The sequence below is a fragment of the Acinetobacter sp. VT 511 genome, assembly GCF_001077515.1.
In the GTDB taxonomy this organism is placed as follows: domain Bacteria; phylum Pseudomonadota; class Gammaproteobacteria; order Pseudomonadales; family Moraxellaceae; genus Acinetobacter; species Acinetobacter schindleri.
In genome coordinates this window covers 182,683-204,064 of record NZ_LFRE01000073.1, presented here as the reverse complement: position 1 = coordinate 204,064, position 21,382 = coordinate 182,683, and the positions used below count along the sequence as shown (strand labels likewise).

Annotated in this window: 22 protein-coding genes, 2 tRNA genes and 1 pseudogene; 13 read left to right on the top strand and 12 right to left on the bottom strand. The window is 43.1% G+C overall.

Annotation, left to right across the window (positions count from 1 at the left end; all coding sequences use genetic code 11):
• Window positions 1-23: 23 nt before the first annotated feature.
• Window positions 24-1,085, bottom strand: a complete 1,062-nt coding sequence (locus tag ACS72_RS11755; RefSeq protein WP_008302481.1) for a diguanylate cyclase — start codon at window positions 1,083-1,085, stop codon at window positions 24-26.
• Between the two features lie 514 nt (window positions 1,086-1,599).
• Between ACS72_RS11755 and fadB the strand changes: the two genes are divergently transcribed.
• The 5 genes from fadB to ACS72_RS11730 all read left to right on the top strand — a co-directional run bounded on the left by fadB (window position 1,600) and on the right by ACS72_RS11730 (window position 7,571).
• Window positions 1,600-3,753, top strand: coding sequence for a fatty acid oxidation complex subunit alpha FadB (gene fadB / locus ACS72_RS11750; RefSeq protein WP_008302483.1), 2,154 nt, complete (start codon window positions 1,600-1,602; stop codon window positions 3,751-3,753).
• 12 nt (window positions 3,754-3,765) lie between these two features.
• Entirely contained in the window at window positions 3,766-4,938 is a 1,173-nt protein-coding gene (gene fadA, locus ACS72_RS11745) for an acetyl-CoA C-acyltransferase FadA (protein WP_048882230.1), read from the top strand.
• A 153-nt stretch (window positions 4,939-5,091) separates the two neighbouring features.
• Entirely contained in the window at window positions 5,092-5,793 is a 702-nt protein-coding gene (locus tag ACS72_RS11740) for a hypothetical protein (protein ID WP_048882229.1), read from the top strand.
• A gap of 39 nt (window positions 5,794-5,832) precedes the next feature.
• A complete protein-coding gene (locus ACS72_RS11735; RefSeq protein ID WP_048882228.1) occupies window positions 5,833-6,942 on the top strand; it encodes an ImmA/IrrE family metallo-endopeptidase in 1,110 nt (369 codons plus the stop codon).
• Window positions 6,943-7,094: 152 nt separating this feature from the next.
• Complete coding sequence (locus ACS72_RS11730; protein ID WP_048882227.1) at window positions 7,095-7,571, top strand: hypothetical protein; 477 nt, start codon at window positions 7,095-7,097, stop codon at window positions 7,569-7,571.
• A 114-nt stretch (window positions 7,572-7,685) separates the two neighbouring features.
• On the opposite strand, the gene tehB is transcribed toward ACS72_RS11730, so the two are convergent.
• The 7 genes from tehB to ACS72_RS11695 all read right to left on the bottom strand — a co-directional run bounded on the left by tehB (window position 7,686) and on the right by ACS72_RS11695 (window position 11,994).
• Window positions 7,686-8,558 (bottom strand): SAM-dependent methyltransferase TehB, encoded by an 873-nt coding sequence (gene tehB, locus ACS72_RS11725; RefSeq protein ID WP_048882226.1) that lies wholly within the window; start codon window positions 8,556-8,558, stop codon window positions 7,686-7,688.
• A gap of 120 nt (window positions 8,559-8,678) precedes the next feature.
• Window positions 8,679-9,428, bottom strand: coding sequence for a hypothetical protein (locus ACS72_RS11720; RefSeq protein WP_048882225.1), 750 nt, complete (start codon window positions 9,426-9,428; stop codon window positions 8,679-8,681).
• A 175-nt stretch (window positions 9,429-9,603) separates the two neighbouring features.
• Window positions 9,604-10,107 carry a hypothetical protein gene (locus ACS72_RS11715; protein WP_048882224.1) on the bottom strand — a complete coding sequence of 168 codons (504 nt, stop codon included), beginning with the start codon at window positions 10,105-10,107 and terminating at the stop codon, window positions 9,604-9,606.
• Between the two features lie 249 nt (window positions 10,108-10,356).
• On the bottom strand, window positions 10,357-10,812 hold the full coding sequence (locus tag ACS72_RS11710; RefSeq protein ID WP_228156244.1) for a hypothetical protein: 456 nt from the start codon (window positions 10,810-10,812) through the stop codon (window positions 10,357-10,359).
• A gap of 324 nt (window positions 10,813-11,136) precedes the next feature.
• Window positions 11,137-11,212 (bottom strand) — tRNA-Phe (locus ACS72_RS11705).
• Window positions 11,213-11,347: 135 nt separating this feature from the next.
• A tRNA-Phe gene (locus ACS72_RS11700) sits at window positions 11,348-11,423 on the bottom strand.
• A 193-nt stretch (window positions 11,424-11,616) separates the two neighbouring features.
• Entirely contained in the window at window positions 11,617-11,994 is a 378-nt protein-coding gene (locus ACS72_RS11695; RefSeq protein ID WP_004813635.1) for a GNAT family N-acetyltransferase, read from the bottom strand.
• 96 nt (window positions 11,995-12,090) lie between these two features.
• On the opposite strand from ACS72_RS11695, the gene hisB reads away from it, so the two are divergent.
• The 7 genes from hisB (at window position 12,091) to ACS72_RS11660 (ending at window position 17,865) form a co-directional block, all read left to right on the top strand.
• Window positions 12,091-12,684: an imidazoleglycerol-phosphate dehydratase HisB gene (hisB, locus tag ACS72_RS11690; RefSeq protein ID WP_048882222.1), complete on the top strand. Its 594-nt coding sequence runs from the start codon at window positions 12,091-12,093 to the stop codon at window positions 12,682-12,684.
• Complete coding sequence (gene hisH / locus ACS72_RS11685) at window positions 12,684-13,301, top strand: imidazole glycerol phosphate synthase subunit HisH (RefSeq protein WP_048882221.1); 618 nt, start codon at window positions 12,684-12,686, stop codon at window positions 13,299-13,301. The genes hisB and hisH overlap by 1 nt, the downstream gene beginning before the upstream one ends.
• Before the next feature lie 134 nt (window positions 13,302-13,435).
• Window positions 13,436-13,945 carry a DUF805 domain-containing protein gene (locus ACS72_RS11680; RefSeq protein ID WP_048882220.1) on the top strand — a complete coding sequence of 170 codons (510 nt, stop codon included), beginning with the start codon at window positions 13,436-13,438 and terminating at the stop codon, window positions 13,943-13,945.
• Window positions 13,946-14,096: 151 nt separating this feature from the next.
• Window positions 14,097-14,723: a 3'-5' exonuclease gene (locus ACS72_RS11675; protein ID WP_048882219.1), complete on the top strand. Its 627-nt coding sequence runs from the start codon at window positions 14,097-14,099 to the stop codon at window positions 14,721-14,723.
• A 684-nt stretch (window positions 14,724-15,407) separates the two neighbouring features.
• Window positions 15,408-15,947, top strand: coding sequence for a hypothetical protein (locus tag ACS72_RS11670; protein ID WP_228156243.1), 540 nt, complete (start codon window positions 15,408-15,410; stop codon window positions 15,945-15,947).
• A 196-nt stretch (window positions 15,948-16,143) separates the two neighbouring features.
• Complete coding sequence (gene hisA / locus ACS72_RS11665) at window positions 16,144-16,866, top strand: 1-(5-phosphoribosyl)-5-[(5-phosphoribosylamino)methylideneamino]imidazole-4-carboxamide isomerase (protein ID WP_048882218.1); 723 nt, start codon at window positions 16,144-16,146, stop codon at window positions 16,864-16,866.
• 72 nt (window positions 16,867-16,938) lie between these two features.
• A complete protein-coding gene (locus ACS72_RS11660) occupies window positions 16,939-17,865 on the top strand; it encodes a DMT family transporter (protein ID WP_048882217.1) in 927 nt (308 codons plus the stop codon).
• An 80-nt stretch (window positions 17,866-17,945) separates the two neighbouring features.
• Here the strand turns inward: ACS72_RS11660 and ACS72_RS17520 are convergent.
• From ACS72_RS17520 to ACS72_RS11640, 4 genes and pseudogenes are all read right to left on the bottom strand, one after another.
• A pseudogene (locus ACS72_RS17520) lies at window positions 17,946-18,277 on the bottom strand (FAD-binding oxidoreductase); the annotation flags it as partial.
• A gap of 102 nt (window positions 18,278-18,379) precedes the next feature.
• Window positions 18,380-18,772 carry a membrane protein gene (locus tag ACS72_RS11650; RefSeq protein WP_008302500.1) on the bottom strand — a complete coding sequence of 131 codons (393 nt, stop codon included), beginning with the start codon at window positions 18,770-18,772 and terminating at the stop codon, window positions 18,380-18,382.
• A gap of 25 nt (window positions 18,773-18,797) precedes the next feature.
• The gene (locus tag ACS72_RS11645; protein WP_048882215.1) at window positions 18,798-19,424 is read right to left on the bottom strand and encodes a DUF1294 domain-containing protein; all 627 of its coding nucleotides are present in this window, start codon (window positions 19,422-19,424) and stop codon (window positions 18,798-18,800) included.
• Window positions 19,425-19,441: 17 nt separating this feature from the next.
• Window positions 19,442-20,389, bottom strand: coding sequence for a homoserine kinase (locus ACS72_RS11640; RefSeq protein WP_048882214.1), 948 nt, complete (start codon window positions 20,387-20,389; stop codon window positions 19,442-19,444).
• 113 nt (window positions 20,390-20,502) lie between these two features.
• Between ACS72_RS11640 and hisF the strand changes: the two genes are divergently transcribed.
• Window positions 20,503-21,261 carry an imidazole glycerol phosphate synthase subunit HisF gene (gene hisF / locus ACS72_RS11635; RefSeq protein WP_048882213.1) on the top strand — a complete coding sequence of 253 codons (759 nt, stop codon included), beginning with the start codon at window positions 20,503-20,505 and terminating at the stop codon, window positions 21,259-21,261.
• Window positions 21,262-21,382: the final 121 nt, after the last annotated feature.

Genomic DNA, 21,382 nt, shown 5'->3' with positions numbered 1-21,382 from the left:
ATGAATTGCCGTATTGATTACTGTTATTTCCCTTTTAGTTTGTACTGTTTCTTGACCGCATACATCTTGTCATCGGCACAGCGGATCAGGCTGGCGCTATCCAGATAGCCACTATTGGCATCGGCCTGATGAATCCCGACACTAAGACTGACCGGCATTGTCAGTTGGCTCAAAGTCTGCTCTACGCGTGGAATAAAGCTTTGCAAGGCATCTGCCTCGGTACAGTTCGGCAATACCACTAGAAACTCATCACCGCCATAGCGGAAACAGTAGTCTTCATCCCGGGCAATCTGCTTTAAGGTACTCGCTACTGCCTGAATCACCTGATCACCATAGACATGGCCATATTGGTCGTTTAACAGTTTAAAGTCGTTGATATCAATAAATACCACGGTCACAGGCGCATGCTGTTGCCGTGCACGATAAAGTAGTTCATTTAACATCGAGGTCAGGCTACGCACATTATAAAGCCCTGTCAGTGGATCCAGCCGGGACAGGGTTTCCATTTCCTGTGCATGTGCACCAAGTGCCATGGCATATTCCTGCAGTTTGTGATGGGAGCTATTCACTTCTTTGACCAAGCTCCAGATATAGGTTTCAACCACCAAGGTAATATCAAAGGTATACAGTTTTTCCAGGGTGTCCTGCACCTGCCGCGCCAGGGCTGCATCCGCCACATACTGTTCCACCAGTTTAAAGATGCCTAATTTAATCTGATGCAAGGCAGCCAGATACAGACGCGGCTCTACCCCAATACGTTTATGCACCAATCCGATACGCAAGCGGTTATTGACATAGACACTGTCATAGCAGCCAGAAAACAGATCCAGAATATATTGATGCTGGGCGACCTTGAGGCGTTTAAGCGTATCGACATCACCAATCAGATTATTAATTTCGGGTACAGAGGTTTGATAGTCATAAAATTCAGCCACAGTGTCCTGCAAGCCTGGCTCTATCAGTTCACGCACAGTCGCCAGTGCTGCCAGGGCTTCTTCGGTCAGTCCAAGTAATTGCTTGCGTCGCTGAATGTCGGGCAATGAAATCTGCATCTGCTGCATCAGCGTCTGATCTGTCAATTTCATGCAGTGATCTTCTTATTATTGTTCTAGGTTTTTACTTATTTTCACCCATTCTAAGCCGGGCCGATTCACAATCCCAGCCAGCTTATCGGCAAACTACCACCTCACAACCAAACTGCAACAAAGCTGGACTTGGAGCGCGATTTTGATCAGGCTGCAAAACAGCAACAAAGAAATTCTCTGCCCTAAATTGACTTTTTTGACAGTAAAACGATTTTTTCAAAGACTTGAAAAGCCTCGTTATCACCCAATATAAATGGAGTTCTCATTAAAAAATTGTGAGCTGAAACAAAATCTTCAGTTCATTGTGCTTGATAAGAGCCATACTAGAACGGATAACAGCTAAAACAGTTCAGGCAAAAATAGATGACCCTTGCGTCACGGCTTGATACAACTTGTTATGTTCTTTTTGGATATAGTTATCGTAAGATTGGCGAAGCATAAATATGCGCAGGAATCGCGCATAGGCTCTTCACAACATCAACTTAGAAGTCCTCCAAAATAAAGGAGATCAGGCATGATCCACGCTGGCAATGCCATTACCGTCCAAATGCTTTCGGACGGAATTGCAGAATTCCGCTTTGACTTACAAGGTGAGTCGGTCAACAAATTTAACCGTGCAACAATTGAAGATTTTAAAGCTGCAATTGACGCGGTAAAAGCAAACGCTGACATTAAAGGTTTAATCGTCACTTCAGCGAAGTCAACCTTCATCGTAGGTGCAGACATTACTGAGTTCGGTGCGAACTTCGCGCAAGGCGAACAGGCAATTGTAGAATGGGCCCTGCCTGTTCATGACATCTTCAACTCTTTTGAAGATTTAGACATTCCTAAAGTTGCTGCAATCAATGGTCAAGCATTGGGTGGCGGTTTTGAAATGTGTCTGGTGTGTGACTACCGTGTCATGTCAGAAGCAGCTGCTGTTGGCTTGCCTGAAATCAAACTGGGGATCTTCCCGGGCTTCGGTGGTACTGTTCGTTTAAGCCGTGTGATCGGTATCGACAATGCAGTTGAATGGATGGCAATGGCCAATCCAAAGAAACCTGCTGCTGCGCTGAAAGACGGTGCTGTTGATGCAGTCGTTGCTGCGGACAAACTGCAAGACGCTGCAATTGATCTGGTTAAACAGGCGATTGCGGGTCGTCTAGACTGGAAAGCAAAACGCCAGGAAAAACTAGATCCTGTTAAGTTGAACATGCTTGAGCAAATGATGGCGTTCAATACAGCGAAAGGTGCGGTTCTTGCAAAAGCAAACCCTGCTCAATATCCAGCGCCAAAATTGATGCTTGATTCACTACAGACAGGTGCAAGCCTTCCACGTAATGAAGCATTAAAAGCAGAAGCACAAGGCTTTGCCAAAGCTGCAGTAACACCGCAAGCAGGTGCGTTGATTGGTCTATTCATCAACGATCAAGTGGTGAAGAAAACTTCCAAGAAATATGAGAAAGGTGCACACCCTGTGAACCAAGCGGCTGTATTAGGCGCAGGTATCATGGGTGGTGGTATTGCTTACCAGGCGGCAAGCAAAGGCACACCAATCATTATGAAAGACATTGGTAATCCACAACTTGCTTTAGGTATGAAAGAAGCAAACGGCTTACTGACCAAACAAGTTGAACGCAAGAAGATGAAGCCTGCTCAAATGGGTGAAACTCTTGCGCGCATCCGCCCAACTTTAAGCTATGACGAGTTTAAAGAAGTGGACATCGTGATTGAAGCGGTGACTGAAAATCCAAAAGTGAAAGGTATCGTACTGAAAGAAACTGAAGCGAAAGTTCGTGAAAACACGATCATTGCTTCGAATACTTCTACGATTTCAATTACGCGTCTGGCTGAAAACCTAGAGCGTCCTGAAAACTTCGTGGGTATGCACTTCTTTAACCCAGTGCACATGATGCCATTGGTAGAAGTGATCCGTGGTGCGAAGACTTCTGACGAAGCGATTGCAACCACTGTGGTACTTGCTCAGAAAATGGGTAAAACACCGATTGTTGTGAATGACTGCCCGGGCTTCTTAGTAAACCGTGTATTGTTCCCTTACTTTGGTGCGTTCGACCTTCTACTGAAAGATGGTGCTGACTTCCAGCAAATCGACAAAGTGATGGAAAAATTCGGCTGGCCTATGGGTCCTGCTTACTTGATGGACGTTGTGGGTATTGATACTGGCGTTCACGGTGCAGAAGTGATGGCGGAAGGTTTCCCTGACCGTATGAAGCCTGACTACAAAGGTTCAATCCAGGTGATGTACGAAAACAAACGTCTAGGTCAAAAGAATGACGTTGGTTTCTACAAATACGAATTGGACCGTAAAGGCAAGAAAGCCAAAGTGGTTGATCCAACTGCATACGAACTTGTGGCTTCTGTTGCAACTGCGGAAAAACGCGAATTTGATGCTCAGGAAATCATTGACCGTATGATGCTTGCTTTCTGTAACGAAACTGTTCGTTGCTTAGAAGACAACATCGTTGCTACGCCTGCTGAAGCAGATATGGCGATGATCATGGGTGTAGGTTTCCCTCCATTCCGTGGCGGTCCATGCCGTTATATCGACCAGACTGGTGTAGCTGAATACGTTGCGCTTTGCGACAAGTACGCACACTTAGGTAAGGCTTATGAAGCGCCACAAATGTTGCGTGACATGGCTGCTAACAACAAAAAATTCTACGGTTAAGGAGCAACGTGAATGGCTACTTTAAATCCACGTGACGTTGTCATCGTTGATGGCGTACGTTCAGCAATGGGTAAAACCAAAAATGGTATGTTCCGCAATGTACGTGCTGACAGCCTTTCTGCTGAATTAGTACGTGCGCTTGTTGCTCGTAACCAGTTCGATGTCAACGAAGTTGAAGACGTAATCTGGGGCTGTGTAAACCAGACTCTAGAACAAGGTATGAACATCGGTCGTAACATCGCGTTACTGGCAGATCTTCCTAAGACTGTTGCAGGTCAAACGGTTAACCGTCTGTGTGGTTCGTCTATGCAGGCAATCCATACTGCTGCGGCACAAATCATGACTGGTCAAGGTGATGTTTTCATCATTGGTGGTGTTGAGCATATGGGTCACGTAGGTATGATGCACGGCATCGACCTGAACCCTGAAGCGTCTAAGCACTATGCTAAAGCGTCTAACATGATGGGCTTAACCGCTGAAATGCTCGGTCGTATGAACGGCATTACCCGTGAAGAACAAGATGCATTTGGTGTTGAATCTCACCGCCGTGCTTGGGCTGCGACTCAGGAAGGTCGTTTCAAGAACGAAATCATCGGTATTGAAGGTCATGATGCCAACGGTTTTAAACAGCTTTGCGACATCGACGAAGTAATTCGTCCTGATGCAAACCTTGAAGCGTTCAAAGCATTGCGTCCAGTATTCGATCCGAAAGGCGGTTCTGTGACTGCTGCGACTTCTTCAGCGTTGTCTGACGGTGCGTCTGCAATGTTATTGATGTCTGCTGAACGTGCGCAAGCGTTGGGTCTTAAGCCACGTGCTGTAATTCGCTCTATGGCGGTTGCAGGCTGTGATGCTGCGATCATGGGCTTTGGTCCGGTTCCAGCAACACAAAAAGCGTTAAAACGCGCTGGTCTTGCGATTTCTGATATTCAAACATTTGAATTGAACGAGGCATTTGCTGCACAAGGTCTTTCTGTTCTTAAAGGCTTAGGCATTTATAACAAGCAAGACATCGTGAACCATAACGGTGGTGCGATTGCATTGGGTCACCCATTGGGTTGTTCTGGTGCGCGTATCACAACAACGTTGTTGAACGTGATGGAACAGCAAGATACACAAATCGGTCTTGCGACGATGTGTATCGGTCTGGGTCAAGGTATCGCAACAGTGATCGAACGTGTTTAATTCTTAAATACGTGAACAAAAGAAACCCCGCAATAAGCGGGGTTTTTTATGAAATAATCTGATACAAATTTAGAATAAAAACTCTAATATGTATACTTTTTAAGTCATCATTTGATGTTATATTTTGTATACAAATTTTCTTAGAGTATCTGTATGCAACGTACATTTAATAGCTTGGATTGGAATGAGTTAAACCAAGTCCCTTGTGAAATTTTATGGGGAACTAATGCCAGTAGTAAACTCATTGAGCTTGGACTTAATATTACGAGTGAATTACAACTTGCCTTTAAATTAGCAAACAGTGGATACGCACTTCGTAAAAAAAAGAATCCAGGTCGTGCTATGGGACGTTGGGGTGATATCTGTGAACATGCAGATACTATTTTAGAACCTTTGGGTTGGTTTTTGATTCGCAAGAATGGGCAACCTTGTCTTGTTAACTCTGAGAAAAACCTACAATTAATATTTATGTCACCAAATGATGAGGCTTTTGGCAATGAATTAAATGTCATCACATCAAAATGCCATAAAGGTCATGCGACTGAGCTAAAATTATTAGCGAATAAATCCCATTATGCGGACTCGAATTTTTTTAGAACTTTCATTGTTTATTACCAACCAAGCAATTTAATTGACACTGAAAATAGTAGTTTTCTGCCATTCGAGATCGCATATGCTACTGGCATCTATAAGGTATCTCCTGTAGGTGAAAAAACTAAGTGCTTCCCTATTAATCATACATTAAGATTAATTATGTCTGACTCTCCAGATGCTCCTGAAGCATATGAAGCACCAATTCCGGATGAGAATAATCCGATTACCGAAGATGACTTCGGAGACTTACAAGCTATTTAACGTTTACGAGTTAAATAATTTGCTTTAATGAGAATTTGTATGTACCAACTTGACCGTATTAAAGCCGCGCAAAATTTGCGCGGTTTCAGTCATTCAAAAACAGCTGAAGCCCTAGATATTCCATTAGCCACTTTTAAAAAGTACTTAAGTGGAGAAAGAACATTACCTCATGATTTTTGGACAAAGGCTTCTCAACTTTTTAACGTCCCTCTCTCTTATTTTGACGTTAAAAACTCAACAAATTTTAATATGTCTGAAGTTAATTTTAGGGCTAGAGCAAGAATTAAAGCTTCCTATTCAAATGCTATAGTTGAATATATCTCTTTAGCGGAATCTATAAGTCTATATTTTGCAAGAAATATTAAAAATCTTCCTGTTTTTAATATCTTAGATGACTACAATTTAGATCCTGATAGTGATGATTCTCCAGAAATAACAGCCTTGCGCGTAAGAAGTGAATGGGGATTAGGTGTACAACCTATCAATAATATAATCTCACTATTAGAGATTAAAGGCATCAAAGTTTTTTCTCTTCCTTTGAATGTTCGAGAAGTAGATGCTTTATCTATTTCATTAGATGGGCAGCCATTTGTTTTGCTAGATACATTTAAATCTGCTGAGAGGACTAGATTTGATGCTGCTCATGAGTTAGCTCATATTTTTCTGCATATTTATGATACACAAAATCCAAATGATGATATCGATTACAAAAAGCGAGAAAGTGAAGCCGATCGTTTTGCTTCCTGTTTTTTGATGCCTGATGAAAGCTTTCTTTCTTTAGCTCCAAAGGAAATGAGTATTACCAATATGCTTAAGTATAAAAGCTACTGGAGAGTATCTCTTCAAGCGATTAACTATAAATCCCATAAATTAAATCTTCTTACAGATTGGGTATATAGAAGTAATTGCATGAAAATTAATTCTTTAGGTTATCACAAAAATGAACCATACCCGACTCATCATGATCACTCTATTCTGTATTTAAAATTACTTAAATTATTAGATGCTAAGGGAGGATTTTCAGTGAATTCTATGCTGAATGAAATCGGAATATCTCGAGAAGACTTTAATAATTTAACTTTTAATTCCCTTGATTCTTTCACCGAATATAAAGACTCACAGAAACCAAAATTGAGAATCGTACAATAAAAGCTCTTCGGAGCTTTTTTGCTTTCTTATTTAATGTTATCCCTTTGTAAAATTAGTGTATTTTTCAACCATTAAAATCTTAATTATGAATTACTTAAATTCTTGTAAGTGTATGATCAAGCCTCTTTTTCCTACTTCCTTAAGGGATTGATATGAACACGCTTAAAACAATGATCGCAACTGCAATCGTAGCAACTTCTGCGTCTGCAATGGCAGCTGAAGCTCCAGCAACGGCTAAAACAACAGTACAAACTGTTGCTCAACAAGCAACTGTACCTGCGCAAGTAGAAGTTGAAGCAGCTAAAGCAAATGCACAAGCGAAAGTTGAAGCGGCTCAAGCAACTGCAACGAATGCAAAACAAGCAGTAGAAACAAAAGTTGAATCAGTAAAAACTGAAAATGCTGTAAAAGCAGATACAGCAAAAGCAGCAGCTGAAGACAAAGTTGCAGCAGTAAAAACAGAAGCTGTCGTAAAAACTACAGAAGCAAAGGAAACTGCAATGGCTAACGCAGCAGAAGTAAAAACTGAAGCAGCTCAACAAGTAGAAGCTGCGAAAGCTGCACCTGCTGAAGCAGAAGCAAAAGCTGAAAAAAAAGGCTGGTTCTCTTGGTTTAAAAAAGCAGCTTAATCCTACGATTTAAACTGCAAAGGGATGTCATCTGACATCCCTTTTTATTATCTTCTATTTTTAAATACGGCCTGCGACTAAGTAATCAGCCTGTATTTTCAAATATTAAAAAAATTAAGCTGAGACCTTCTGCGCCAGCATCGTGGCAAAATGTTGTTTGATGCGGTTACCCTGCTCATCCCTGCGATATAGCTCACCAATATTCTCATTGTATTTAATCAGCTTCCAGTCTTTATAAAAGGCTCTTAATTCATCTTGCTTAAAGGCAAAAGGAAAATCTGGCTGGGCTGGAATGTCATCAGTATCCATGGCACAGACTATCAGGTTATAGCCATTGATTTTGGTCGCCTGCTGCATTTGAGTCATCAGTGCTGGAACGGTCTTGGCTTGCAGGAACATCATCACCACAGTGCAGCAGACAAAATCATAACTGCCAGAAATGCTTGGATCTGCATTCAAATCCCGTTGTGCAATACGAATCTGCTGAATATCTTCAGCATCAATGATCTGCTGAAATTTTTCCAGACTCTGGGAGTTCACATCCCAAGCATCGACCTCATAGCCCATCTGGTTTAAATACAACGAATTCCGTCCTTCTCCGCAGCCAGCATCTAAGGCACGACCACCCGTTAAATAAGGCGTAGCAGCCACAATTTCAGAATGTGTCGGAGAAATCGCATATTTTTTATGAAAATAATCTTGTGGGGCGCAATAGAATTTTAACTGGCATTCCACATCTGCACTGGCAGAGACAATCTGATGCCAGCGCTGCGGTTCAATGAATGGCGGTTGCTGCTCAGGTGTAAAAACATGAGTAGATTGCACTTCTCCGCTTTCATCAACCAAGGCAAAAATCAGCTCACCTTTTAAGACTGTCAGTTTGGCCCAAGTACCCGCCTTGGTATTATGCGGACGCTGAAAGCCCTGAGGAATCTGCTGCTGTGTCCAGATCGGCATTTCCTTATAACAGACTAAGTCCTGAGTCATGCAGCATTGCCCCTGTTCTCGCACCATTTTATTCAACTGATAATTTCCTGTTTATCTATAGCATGCTTCTGTTTTTGGCACCATGCTCAGGATGATTTATAGCTAAATGACTCTTTCAGGCTACAAAGCTTCTTCGACAATTTTCTGATTTTTGGTCTTAATTTGCTGCATCTGTTTATTCAGGTTTTCAATATCTTTATACAATGCGATAAAGGGCTGCACCGCTTTTTCATCATGGAACATAAACATGCGGTTGCGTTTTTCCCATTTATATTTCTTGAGCAAGGCAAATAGCTGATTAGCCTTGGCCAGACTCTGCTTTTCAATTGCAAAGATGGCATAGGCATCACTTTCCTGCTGGGTTGCTTTCAGGTTCTGTGCCAACTGCTGACGATAACGCTGCTTGATATCGAGCCGCTTGACCTGTTCAATCTGGCTTTCTTCACGGTGCTGGATGGTCTGCTCATAGTTCTGCACAATCTGATGCACCTGCTTGAGCATGGTCTCAGTTTCTTTATAACCTTGAGCCTGATCTTTCTCCAGACGATCAATATCCAGAAAATGCTCCCAGTTCGCTGCTTTCAGATCTCGCAAATACTGATTACGTTCTTCAGCGCGGTCTCGCATCTGTCCCAATACATATTCCGCCATGACCGCGTAATCACCATCCAGACGGTCTTCTTCAATGTCTAACTGAATCGGCTTGCTCCAGTCCTGTGCCTGATCAAAGATTTCAGCTGTCTTTTCATTCAGAACAATTTCATATTCGATCAGCTCGGCTTCTTCCTGCTGTTGCGCAGTGTATTGATAAAATAGCCATGCAAAGACAACAAGTGTCGCACCAGCCAGGATCATAAAGACACGCGGCATGCACATGCTCCCCTGCTGCAAGTTATGTATAGGTTTACTTTTAACCAATATGCTGATTTTTTAGACATAAATCAATTGTTCTATACAAAAACCCTATGCAGGAACATAGTTCATGCTACGAGGAAATTTCACTGAAATTCCTTTTTTAAGCCAGCTCTGAATCGTTTAATCCTGCCTAGCAACCGTTGGCAGCACACCATTCATTAATCAGCGTTCGGTCAACATTATTCGGATTAAACTGTTCCCGAGCCGCCTGAACTGAAGTGGCATCGCGGTTAATACCAAATGGCACCAGCATCAGATAAATACCGTCACGTGGATCAGGAGAACGCAAACCATCGGCAATGGCCTGCACATACTGTTGCAGCCCTGGTGGCAGGTTATCCAGTCGTGCCGGATTGGTGGTAGGCAGAATCTCGATATCACCCGCGAAGTCAGCATTAACCGTATAGTCTTGCAGTTCGCGTTCAATCTTCATCATTCGCATCTTTAAGGCCTGTTTCTGGCTGGATTGTTCTTGCAGGGGAAGCATGAACTCGGTTTCTTCACGCAGTTCACGATCGGCCATCACAGTCAGTGTCGGCAAGGTGACGGAATCGGGTGCAGCATGTGCATTAACCAGACGCAGTGCAGTAAACAGACTCAGTAGCATCAGAAAAGTTGTGTCGAGGGGACGCATAAGGAAAACCTCCGCATCGTCATTTCAGTGGGAGAAACCTTATTCTTGCTTGAACTTATGTAAAGGTGCTGAGTATTACTGTGAGCGTCGATAGACGGTTAATACTGCATGATTACTGGTGTTCGATGTAAACGGTTTTTTATGCAGATTGCTTTTGAATAAAAGATAAATCTCTCGCAAATTCCAGATATAAAAAATCCCCGACTAACGAGGATTCAAAGACTTAAGATTAGATTGCTTACTTCGAGCTTAAGGGAGAGCAGGGGAAAGCTTGTTAAAATGATCCTGCATACCGAGTTTGATCGTGCTCGGATTAATTTGCAGTTGAAAACGATATTCGGCAGATTGGCTATTGCTACGATCAATCCCCAGCGGCTGTAGCATGATATTTAAACCCTGAGTTGGATCACTGGATTGCAGGCCTTGGGCAATACTCATGACATATTGCTGCAGCATTGGAGAAACCGAACTAAAGTCAGGCTGGCTCTGCGGCTGAAAATCCAGATTTTCGATCACCTGTGCATTCAGTACAAAATTCTGGGCTTCCTTGGAACTGCGCATCACCTGATGCTGTAAGGCACGCTGAGTCTTTTCTTCCTGGACAAAAGGAACATAACCAGTTTCATTGCTCAGTTCAGGTTCCGCCATCACGGTCAAGGTCGGCAGCGTTACCGCTACTTTATCATCGTCAGCTAGTGCTCCCATGTTGAATGTGCCCAGTATGATTCCAAATGCAGACATTTTCATAATATTAACTGGCTTGCCTCCCCGTAGTTCTCTATTACCCAAGTTGTATAACTGCAGATGTCATAAACTATTTTTAATATTCTTATCTATTAGATTACATGGATTATTTGGACAACTCATGCCTGCTCGGATGAATGGCATCTCAGGAAAATGATCTCGAAACCTAAAAGCATATGACGCTCACAGTTTCAAAGCGGGATAATAAGCAAAGATCATTTTCTGTTGAATAACAAAATGACAGGCGAAAAAAAACCTCAAACATGGTTTAAGGTTTTTTGAATATGGTGGCGAGACCCAGGATCGAACTGGGGACACACGGATTTTCAATCCGTTGCTCTACCTACTGAGCTATCACGCCGATGCGGTGTATTAAGCCGTATCTGCACACATTAGTCAATCGAAATTAGAAAAAAAATGATTGAATGTGTAAAATTTGACCCAAAAAAAATCCCTGATGGGATCAGGGATTGAAAACTTTAAATCGTTTTGAATATGGTGGCGAGACCCAGGATCGAACTGGGGACACACGGATTTTCAATCCGTTGCTCTACCTACTGAGCTATCACGCCGATGAGGCGTATTAAACCGTTTCAGCCCAATGCCGTCAAGCATGAAAAGTATAATTTTTATCAATCGTCTACTTTTGCAGCAGATTTAATTATCACTTGCTTAATTTTTAATTAAAACGGCCTAAATTATTCATTTTCAGTCAAAAATTTGCATAAAAAAGCAGCCATAAGGCTGCCTTAATATAGGAAAAGTTTAAATTTTTTCAATATGCGCTAGACAGCGATGAATCGCGCCACAGCCAGGTTCAAACACCTTTACACCTTTTTCTTCTTCCATTCGGCAGGCTTCACTGACCAGCCTTTCTGCAACTCCACGTCCACGATTGGCCGGATGTACAACGACATACTCCAGCAGGCGGGTTTCGCCTTGACCCGTGCACCAGATCGCACCAATAATACGGGTATTAAATTCTGCAGTATAAAGTACGGTATACTGTTGCAAGTTTTGCTCTAGTTGTTCCATGGCATCGGCCCCATCACTAAACTCCGGGCTGGTGTCATACAGTCGCTCAAGCTGGCTGCGCACTTCATCATTTTCCAAAGAAGTATAGGCATGTACGGTTATAGGCATTGATAAACCCTCCTGAGCAATCTAATATGCGGTGACGTCGTCACGGCGAAAATATTTTCTACATCAATCATTTTGACGTATTTGAGGAACGTGTCTATGACAGATCGTATCAGTGAAGTGGTAAGAAATACCAACGAAACCAAAATTCGAATTCGCTTGAATCTCGATGGGTCTGGTCAAGGCACTTTAAATACTGGTATTCCATTTTTAGATCATATGATTGATCAAATCAAGCGACATGGTCTGTTTGATATTGATATTCATTGTGACGGCGACCTGGAAATTGACGATCACCATACTGTAGAAGACTGTGGTATTACCCTGGGTCAAGCCTTTGCACAAGCATTGGGTGACAAGAAAGGTTTACGCCGTTATGGTCACTTCTATGCTCCGCTGGATGAGTCTTTGAGCCGTGTCGTGGTTGATCTGTCTGGTCGTCCGGGTCTGTTTATGGATATTCCATTTACCCGTGCCATGATTGGCCGTTTTGATGTAGACCTGTTCTCTGAATTCTTCCAGGGCTTTGTAAATCACTCGCTGATGACTTTACATATTGACAACCTAAAAGGTAAAAACAGTCACCATCAGATTGAAAGTGTATTTAAGGCATTTGCCCGTGCATTGCGTATGGCATGTGAAGTTGATCCACGTGCTGCCAATACTGTTGCGTCAACCAAAGGTACCCTGTAATGACCCGTATTGCCCTTCTTGACTATGGCATGGGAAATCTTCACTCTGCTGCCAAAGCATTAGAACATGTCGGTGCTACAGTAGATGTGACCAATGATCCGAAGCTGATTGCTCAGGCAGACAAGATTGTTTTCCCGGGTGTAGGCGCAATGCGTGACTGTATGCACGGTATGCATGAAGCAGGTATTGATGATGTGGTGCGTCATGCGGTGTTCAATAAGCCGGTACTGGCAATCTGTGTCGGTATGCAGGCGCTGATGCAACGTTCTGAAGAAAATGGCGGCGCAGATGCACTGGGTATTTTTGAAGGCGAAGTGAAACGCTTCCCGGATGTGGAAGGTCTAAAAGTACCGCATATGGGCTGGAACCAGGTGCATCAGGCTGATCCAGGTCATCCAATGTGGAAAGACATTGAACAGGATGCTCGTTTCTATTTCGTACACAGCTTCTATGTAGAGCCAAAAGATCCAAGCATCGTGGCTGCGACATGTGGCTATGGTTTAGAGTTCTGTACGGCACTGCATAAAGAAAATCTGTTTGCGACCCAGTTCCACCCGGAAAAAAGCCATACCGCAGGTTTACAACTGCTGAAAAACTTCGTGGAATGGAATATCTAATCCTATCCATGTTTAAAAAAACCCGCTTGAAGCGGGTTTTTTATTGCTCAATATTTAATCTTTTATTTTTTAATAAATTACTATATCATTCATTTACTTATAAAAATATTAATGATAAAAACAAGGAAATAACAATGAGTAATTTAAATGATTCTGCTTTAAATGCAGGGGGACGTTTTGGGCGTCGTTCATATCTGGCCTGGAATATGCTAATGGGATTTTGTTTGATGCTTGTCGGTATTTTAGCTGCTGTTATTCTACCAGGCGCAAATCCATTTCTGAGTCCAGATGGCTCCTTGCCTATGCTATCACTGGTAGTCATGGGATTAATTTATATTGCAGCAATTTATTTCAGTATCATCTTTTTAATTCGTCGCCTGCATGACCGAAACCATAGCGGCTGGCTGTCTTTGCTGATGCTGGTACCTATCGCCAATATTTTATTTGCCTTGTATGCCCTGTTTGCTCCAGGTAACCGTGACAGCAACCAGTTTGGACACGCCCGTACCACACGTGGCTGGGAAAATGTACTGGCGATTCTTTATATTCTGCTGATTGTTTTGGGGATTGCAGCAGCGATAGCTGTTCCGTCTTATCAGGACTATGTCAATCGTGCAAAACAGGCAACCTTGCAACAGCAATAAGTTTAATCCAGTCAACTCAATTCAGAAGCCAGATCTAAAAATGGGTCTGGCTTTTCATTTTGATTTAAAAATAATTTTCTTAAAAGCGCTTTAGACTGAATTGAAAAAGTCTTAAGCTGCATCTTCATACACGGACCCACACAGACTCGTCATGGATGCCCTTCATTCTCCAATTTTACCCACCAAAGAAGAGATCGCCACACTTCCACGATTTCAAAATATCTCCTTTGAAAAAATTATTGTGATTCAGAATCTTCAACAGGCAGAAGTAATACGTGAAGAACTTGAACAGGTACAAGTCTTTGGCTTTGACTCAGAATCCAAGCCCATATTTAAAGCCGGTGAACAGTCTACAGGACCGCATTTGATTCAGTTAGCTACCCGAGAAAGGGCGTATTTATTTCAAATGAATACGGAACTATGGCATTTTTTACAGCCAATATTTGCCAATCCCAATCAGATGAAAGCTGGCTTTGGCTTAAAAAATGACAAGCAACTGTTCCGTAAAAAAGGTGTTGAATTAAATGGGGTACTGGAACTCTCCAAATGCTTTGGCAGTTTTGGGCTTAAACAGGCTGTTGGGGTCAGAAATGCGACGGCACTCCTGTTCCAGGTGAATTTCCCAAAGTCCAAAAGAATCAGTACCTCTAACTGGGCAGCACGGAAACTCAGCCAAGCTCAAATTGAATACGCAGCCGCGGATGCTTATGCCTGTATTTTGATTCTGGAAGAACTTTGGCAACGGAAACTCCTAAGCCGAGAATTGAAACTTTCCTAAAGAAAACCATCATTGCTTCTGGATGCTCCTTAACACTGTTACTTGAGAAATTAAGCGCTGATCGATTGTAAGATTATGTAAACTATATAACGCACCAAAATTTAGCAAATGAATAATCACTTTTCTAAAAATCCGAGTAAACTACTCAACTTTTCTACTATTCTTTTAATCGAACATTAAGCTAAACAATAAAAATGCACAAAAATAACACCACTCATCTTTTAGAAGCACCAAAATAACCGATATAAATCATTGTTTTTAATTGCATTTTTTCACAAAATATAAAATTATTATCAATCCTTTGATAAACATGAATTTTCCATAACATTTTCCTGACTTATGGTCAAAATTATAGTTCTAGGCTCTATAAATTTGGCAGATTTTTGCTAAAACATGATGTGCATAACAATTCTCCATCGTTAAGTAGTTCAAATTTCTAGAGGGTAAAAATCATGGCAAGTTTATTGGGCGGCGGTAAGTTCAATGGGGTATTCACACTGGCAGTGCAAGGTATTAGCAAAGCCGTAGGCTTCCTGACTAAGGCTGTTATTACCTTAGTTGATGAAGTGGTTGAAACAGTCAGTACCCTGACGGCACCTTTGACGGACGCACTGACACAATTACCTGTAGTTGGCGATACGCTAAAAAACTGTCCTGGATACCAGTACAGGACTTTTAGCAGATGTGAGTCAAGGCGTGCATGCCGTATCAGACCAGCTATTACAGGGAGATTTATCTGATGGTATAGACACACTGCTAAATGGAACTACAGACCTGGTCGGTCAAACTTTAGATGGCGTCTCAGATATCTTGGATAGCGTTTTAGATACTACAGCGCCGCTGACTGCTCCACTGCTTTCTTTGCCAGTCATCGGTGATGTGATTGCATCAGTCGGGCAGACTACTTCTAACCTGAGTGGACTAATTTCAGAAACGGGTGATTATGTTGCTGGCATTCAGCCACTAGATCTGGTGAATGATGTACTCAGTAATCCGGTAGCGAGTGTGGGCGGTGTCCTGCAAGATGTCTCAGGCACTGTCGATGCACTGCTGGATGATCTTGCCACGATTACTAATACTGCAGCGGATCTGCCAGTTATCGGCGGTATCGTTACAACTGTAGGCGCCACAGCAGGTGCTGTCAATGACGGTCTTTATGACCTGGGTACTCAGCTTGGCAAAGTAGGTCCACTGGATCTGGAACTTCAACTCGCATATGTTTAATTGAATTTCATCCATGCTGAATGATCAGCCTGATCAGATATAAAAATAACAATGAGCTGTACTCACTCACTCCAACCTGTCCATGACAGGTTTTTTTCATATGCGAGATTCAGTATTTAGATTTAGAAATCCGCCGTTTATTTGTTAAGATGGCAGCCATTCAAATTCAATCGACGATTAGGCCAGGAGCGAAAGCATGCTGATCATCCCTGCAATTGACCTGAAAGATGGCAAATGTGTCCGTTTAAAACAAGGTCGTATAGAAGACGATACTGTATTTTCTGATGATCCAGTGGCTACTGCGCAGCATTGGGTAAATGAAGGTGCGCGTCGTCTCCATCTGGTTGATCTGAACGGTGCTTTTGCAGGTACCCCGATTCATAAGCCAGTCGTAGAAGCGATTGCTAAAGCACAACCAAACTTACCGATTCAAATCGGTGGTGGTATCCGTTCACTGGAAACCATTGAGCATTACCTAGACGCAGGCGTGTCTTATGTAATCATTGGTACAAAAGCAGTGAAAGAGCCTGAGTTTGTTGAAGAAGCCTGTAAAAAGTTCGCTGGTCATATCATTGTTGGGATTGACGCCATGAATGGCATGGTCGCAACGGATGGTTGGGCCAATGTGACTGATGTGAAAGCGACTGATCTGGCTAAACGTTTCGCAGATGCAGGTGTGTCCAGCATTGTCTATACCGACATTGCACGTGATGGCATGATGCAGGGTGTGAACATTGAGCAAACTGTGAACCTGGCAACTTACTCAGGTCTTCCAGTGATTGCATCTGGTGGTGTCACTAATATCGATGATGTTCATGGCTTAAAAGGCCAACCGGGTATTCTTGGCGCAATTACTGGTCGTGCGATCTATGAGGGCACTTTAAATCTTCGTGAAGCACAAGCGGTTTTAGACGCTTAATCTGAAAGATTGATGTTGCTGTAAAAGAGGTCTTCGGGCCTCTTTTTGTTTTTACCTGAATACTGATCTCCCATGTCTAACTTATCCTCTGAATCCTCAATATGGAAAGCGAAGCTCCCCCAGCTTTCTCTGATTTTAATTACCATCATTTGGGGTACAACCTTTGTGGTGGTGAAATACGGACTGACCTTTGCCAGTCCCGTGCTTTTTGTAGCCTTGCGCTTTATGGCTGCTGCTATTGCCGTAACACTCATTTCCTGGAAATATCTCAAAGGCATCACCGCTTTTGAAGTTTTTGCTGGTGCGGTCATCGGATTGCTCATTGCACTGGGCTATGGCACGCAAACAGTTGGACTACAAACGATTAGCAGTAGTGAGTCAGCCTTTTTAACCGCATTATATGTTCCCCTCGTGCCTATATTGCTATGGATGCTGTTTCGTAAAAAACCACATGTCATGACATGGATTGGGGCAGCCCTTGCCTTTTTAGGTCTGGTCTTCTTAACAGGAAATGGCTTTGGTGCGATTCAACTGAGTTTTGGACAGCTACTGACAATTTTGGGTTCGATTGCAATTGCACTTGAAATCATCTTTATCAGTTACTTTGCACCGAAGGTAAATACGCGCCGCGTGACCGTGTTACAGCTGATTTTCGCATCACTGTTCTGCTTTATTATGGCAGCAATGCTCGGCGAACCTCTGCTACCTGAGTTCCATCCTCACCTTGCCATCATTTTAGTTGGCCTCGGTATAGCCAGCGCAGTGATTCAACTGGTCATGAACTGGGCACAGGAAATGGTTGATCCTTCTCAGGCTGCCATTATCTATGCAGGTGAGCCGATCTGGGCCAGTCTGTTTGGCCGACTCGCTGGAGAACGTTTACCTGCTCTGGCTTTATTGGGCGGATTAATGGTGGTACTGGGTGTAATTGCCAGTGAATGGAAACCGAAGTTTTTAAGAACAGAAAAAAGGGAAGAATTGAAGGAAGATCTCTCTTAATTTTTCCCTCACCCTAACCCTTTATGAATCCCCCTAAATCCCCCTTTAAAAAGGGGGATTTTTTATATCTATATTGAATTTTAAAAAGATACCATTTTGCCCAGATTGACCAAAGCACTTAAATCATAGGCCGTTTTCACCATTAGAGTCACCACCGGTGCAAGTACTCGACCAAATAGGATATCTGGATACTGGTTAATATATTAAAGTCATCGGCTTTGCCACAGAATTCATCTGCAATCGCTTTGCCAATACCCACAGTTTGCGCCACGCCATGACCACTCCAACCTTGTACTACATAGATTGGAAATTTATCACCAAACTTGCGGCTGTCGGCTGCGCCATTCATGGTCAGATCAGTTGTACCACTCCAGACAAAATTAAGTTCGACCTGTTTTAACTACGGGAAGACATGCTGAATAGTGCCTACCTGATTCGGATATTCTGCTGCCAAAAATCATAGAGCTATAAAAAAGAGCAGCGATATGCTGCTCTTTCCATCTCAATATTTGATTTATCGATACATCGGCAGATTATCATTCAAACGCATAATCCCGCGAATTGCACGATACACAATCCAGATCCAGGCCAAGCCAATCACAATCAGGCAGAAAGTGGTTGCACCGAATGCTACACCTGCGAACAGATCCGGATCTTCACCGGTAAAGAACAGGAACAAAAATGGAATAAAGGCGACAATATTCCAGATCAGATACCACCAGAAGGTGCGGATCTGCCAGGTAAAATGGCTCTCGAAAATTGTACCGCGAACCGAACTGCGTTTCACATAGTTAATTACCAGCGCAATGACAGCAAGCAGGCCACCGGTAAAGATCGCCACAATATAAAGAATATATAGAATAAGAGTCAGTGTGCGGTTAGGGTCCTTGTCAATCGAATAGTTCATACCCTCTCCTTTTTATCAATTTCCCTTAAATATTTAAGCCGTTTAAAGGGGAAATAAGCCATAGAATCAAAATGATGTTAAAGGCTATGGTACAAAAATAAATCTGACGGAATGGTTGTTTTTGTGTTTTATGTCTCAGTTTTTGTTGGGCCAGCCAAGCTGCCGGCCAACCTCCAAGAAAAGCCACCAGATGTAGCGCATTTTCAGGAATACGGCGATTGCCCAATTGGGCTGCTTCCTTGTCTTGGGCGTAGAGCCAGTAACTCAATACATTCATCAGGCTGATCAGCAACACTACCATCCCGCTCAACAGACCACTGAAACTGAGTACCACAAGCGCCAGAATATATCCCACACAGAGGATTTGCATCGGCTGCAATTTTTCTTTTTTATTATTTATGCTAGTTTTCTGTTTAGCCGTCAACGCCTTGATCTGGGCAGCTTTGAGATAAGTCACCTGCTGAGCACGATAACGGCCCTGATCATCCAGAATCACGGCATAATCCAAGGCACAACCAACAATCGGGCGCGGACCAGGGCGTGCAAAGTCCTTAATGTGCAGAAACACACGTTCCTTGCCTGCATCATTCGGTTGAATAAATCCATAGCCTTTTTCATCAAACCATTCCACCAAACGCCCTTGATCACGCATATTGTTGTTCCTGTTGGTTAAGCGGTGACAAACTTAAGTCGTTCGATCAACATATTACGCATTTCTTCCGGATTCTTTTGCAGGATATCGTTTCCGGTACGGCCTTCAGCCGCATTTTTCTGTGCCACTTGTAAACGCATCATCCAGAAACGACCGGCTGCCATCGCCAGGTAAAGCTGCAGACAGGCTTTTTCATCCTCAGTCAAGGGACGGATACTTTCATAAGCCTTTAAAAAAGCAACTGCACGTTCTTCATTCAAGGTCACTGCAGGATAATCTGTACAGAAGTCATTCAAAGTAATGGCAATATCAAACAGCAGCTCATCTTTATTCAATTCATAAAAATCCAGAATGCCATTGAGCTGATCCCCCTCAAACAGGGTATTGTCACGGAACAGATCTGAGTGAATAAAGCCACGTGGGCGATCAGTATAAACGGCTGTCAATGCTTCATACAGGCCGAGCAACTTACCTAACAGGACTTTATCAGCAGCATTCAGGGTTGGCTTGATTTCCTGTGCCACGGCATACCAGTAGGCATGATCACGCACGAATTCGCGTTCCAGTTTAAAATCTTTTAGCGCTACATGCATTTTTGCCTGCGCAATGGCAATGGCTTCGGCCTGAGCCTTAGTCGCTGGCATAGGATGTTCGCCCAGCATCCGTGGTGCAATCTGGGCTGGCTTACCCTTGATGCTATGAATGGCCTTGCCTGAATGCGATAATGGGACGGGCACAGCCACCCCTGCCTGTCCCAGATGCTTAAGTACGGGAACCAGTTCACCAGCAGCCTGTTCATCCATGTCCTCGAACACAGTCAATACATATTGCTGGTCTTCACAGACCAGAAAGTAGTTGGTGTTCTGGATACCTCCTTGAATGGGAATCAGATCAATCGCCTTGAGACCATAAGGCGCTGCAAAATCCTGAACTTCCTTTAAAGTCAAAGTGGTATAAACCGACATAGAAAACCTGCGAAAAAACTTACATATTTTTGCTAGAATACCGTTTCCATCTGCCAAGGTGTAGCGCTTGCGTGGGTGAGTTTCATAATCGGCTGTAATAATTGGAAAAATTTATGCTAGCTAAACGTATTATTCCTTGCCTCGACGTTGATAATGGTCGTGTGGTCAAGGGTGTTCAGTTCCTTGATATTCGTGATGCGGGCGACCCGGTCGAAGTGGCGCGTCGTTATAATGAACAAGGTGCCGATGAAATTACTTTCCTTGATATTACCGCTACACATCATGGACGTGACACGACTTATCGTACTGTAGAGCGTATGGCCGAATCTGTATTCGTACCGTTAACTGTAGGTGGTGGTGTTCGTAAAGTTGAAGATATCCGTTTACTGTTAAATGCTGGCGCGGATAAAGTCAGCATTAACTCAGCAGCTATTTATAATCCCGAATTCGTCCAGGAGGCTTCTCAGCGTTTTGGTGCACAATGTATCGTAGTGGCTATTGATGCCAAGAAAACCGGCGAGAATAAATGGGAAATCTTTACTCACGGTGGCCGCAAGGAAACGGGTATTGATGCGATTGAATGGGCCGTGAAAATGGCTGACTACGGCGCCGGTGAACTGTTAGTGACCTCAATGGATGCTGATGGCACCAAAGCGGGCTATGACCTGGCACTCATGCGTACCATTAATGACCGCGTTAACATTCCAACAATTGCTTCTGGTGGTGTCGGCAACCTGCAACATCTGGCGGACGGGATTTTAAAAGGGGGCGCAGATGCTGTACTTGCAGCCTCAATCTTCCACTTCGGCCAGCATACCATTCCAGAAGCAAAAGCTTATCTGGCAACGCAAGGCATTGAAATGCGTCTTTAAAAATTTTTAGAGACAAGATCTGAAAAAGGCATGTTAATCATGCCTTTTTTATTACTTGAAAATTTAAGCACATGAATTATGGACAAAAAAAAGGAGTCTTGCGACTCCCTATAAAACCAAG

Excerpts from the sequence above, each read along its gene's own strand:
- ACS72_RS11755 (WP_008302481.1), bottom strand. The coding sequence starts at position 1,085 with ATGAAATTGACAGATCAGACGCTGATGCAGCAGATGCAGATTTCATTG.
- fadB (WP_008302483.1), top strand. The coding sequence starts at position 1,600 with ATGATCCACGCTGGCAATGCCATTACCGTCCAAATGCTTTCGGACGGA.
- fadA (WP_048882230.1), top strand. The coding sequence starts at position 3,766 with ATGGCTACTTTAAATCCACGTGACGTTGTCATCGTTGATGGCGTACGT.
- ACS72_RS11740 (WP_048882229.1), top strand. The coding sequence starts at position 5,092 with ATGCAACGTACATTTAATAGCTTGGATTGGAATGAGTTAAACCAAGTC.
- ACS72_RS11735 (WP_048882228.1), top strand. The coding sequence starts at position 5,833 with ATGTACCAACTTGACCGTATTAAAGCCGCGCAAAATTTGCGCGGTTTC.
- ACS72_RS11730 (WP_048882227.1), top strand. The coding sequence starts at position 7,095 with ATGAACACGCTTAAAACAATGATCGCAACTGCAATCGTAGCAACTTCT.
- tehB (WP_048882226.1), bottom strand. The coding sequence starts at position 8,558 with ATGACTCAGGACTTAGTCTGTTATAAGGAAATGCCGATCTGGACACAG.
- ACS72_RS11720 (WP_048882225.1), bottom strand. The coding sequence starts at position 9,428 with ATGCCGCGTGTCTTTATGATCCTGGCTGGTGCGACACTTGTTGTCTTT.
- ACS72_RS11715 (WP_048882224.1), bottom strand. The coding sequence starts at position 10,107 with ATGCGTCCCCTCGACACAACTTTTCTGATGCTACTGAGTCTGTTTACT.
- ACS72_RS11710 (WP_228156244.1), bottom strand. The coding sequence starts at position 10,812 with ATGGGAGCACTAGCTGACGATGATAAAGTAGCGGTAACGCTGCCGACC.
- ACS72_RS11695 (WP_004813635.1), bottom strand. The coding sequence starts at position 11,994 with ATGCCTATAACCGTACATGCCTATACTTCTTTGGAAAATGATGAAGTG.
- hisB (WP_048882222.1), top strand. The coding sequence starts at position 12,091 with ATGACAGATCGTATCAGTGAAGTGGTAAGAAATACCAACGAAACCAAA.
- hisH (WP_048882221.1), top strand. The coding sequence starts at position 12,684 with ATGACCCGTATTGCCCTTCTTGACTATGGCATGGGAAATCTTCACTCT.
- ACS72_RS11680 (WP_048882220.1), top strand. The coding sequence starts at position 13,436 with ATGAGTAATTTAAATGATTCTGCTTTAAATGCAGGGGGACGTTTTGGG.
- ACS72_RS11675 (WP_048882219.1), top strand. The coding sequence starts at position 14,097 with ATGGATGCCCTTCATTCTCCAATTTTACCCACCAAAGAAGAGATCGCC.
- hisA (WP_048882218.1), top strand. The coding sequence starts at position 16,144 with ATGCTGATCATCCCTGCAATTGACCTGAAAGATGGCAAATGTGTCCGT.
- ACS72_RS11660 (WP_048882217.1), top strand. The coding sequence starts at position 16,939 with ATGTCTAACTTATCCTCTGAATCCTCAATATGGAAAGCGAAGCTCCCC.
- ACS72_RS11650 (WP_008302500.1), bottom strand. The coding sequence starts at position 18,772 with ATGAACTATTCGATTGACAAGGACCCTAACCGCACACTGACTCTTATT.
- ACS72_RS11645 (WP_048882215.1), bottom strand. The coding sequence starts at position 19,424 with ATGCGTGATCAAGGGCGTTTGGTGGAATGGTTTGATGAAAAAGGCTAT.
- ACS72_RS11640 (WP_048882214.1), bottom strand. The coding sequence starts at position 20,389 with ATGTCGGTTTATACCACTTTGACTTTAAAGGAAGTTCAGGATTTTGCA.
- hisF (WP_048882213.1), top strand. The coding sequence starts at position 20,503 with ATGCTAGCTAAACGTATTATTCCTTGCCTCGACGTTGATAATGGTCGT.